Consider the following 495-nt stretch of genomic DNA (forward strand, 5'->3'; position numbering starts at 1 on the left):
TGGACAGTTGCCCTTGAAATGCCTTTTTCCTGTCACCGGAGGCAATTTGTAATAAGCAAAGATTTCAGGCCAGCGACCAACAACGGCCTCGGTCGTTTTTATTCTGTTCACGGTGTGTCTCCCTGATAGGCTGAGGTGCCCAGTTGTTCACGGATATCGCGCACCTTCTGGCGGGCTACCTCAAGGCGCATTGCCTGCTGTTCGTGGCTGGGCGGTTGCACTTGCTCCGATTTCTTGCGGGATTTTGCCCACGCAATTTGTTTATGCTTGATGAAGTTGTTCACTTCGGGTGTCAGTTCCTGCGAGGTGTCATAGAGTCCGCGAGGCCAGACGCCGAACTTGTCTTTAAAGGTGTTGGCTACCCAGCCGTCACTGATAGTCTTACCCTGTGACGCCCGTTGATTCTGGTAGTACTTCAACTGCGAGTAGAAACTTTGCTTTTCGTCCTGTGTGTAGACCCGTGCTTTCTTGTCGAGTTTTTTGATGGTGCGGCTG

General features: G+C 51.7%; 2 pseudogenes. Both read right to left on the bottom strand.

From position 1 onward, the window contains the following. Positions 1–102, bottom strand: a pseudogene (locus PSI23_RS22010) (DNA primase); the annotation flags it as partial. Between the two features lie 5 nt (positions 103–107). Then, a pseudogene (locus PSI23_RS22015) lies at positions 108–495 on the bottom strand (ATP-dependent helicase); the annotation flags it as partial.

This window comes from Xenorhabdus yunnanensis, from assembly GCF_028598805.1.
Taxonomy (GTDB): Bacteria; Pseudomonadota; Gammaproteobacteria; order Enterobacterales; family Enterobacteriaceae; genus Xenorhabdus; species Xenorhabdus yunnanensis.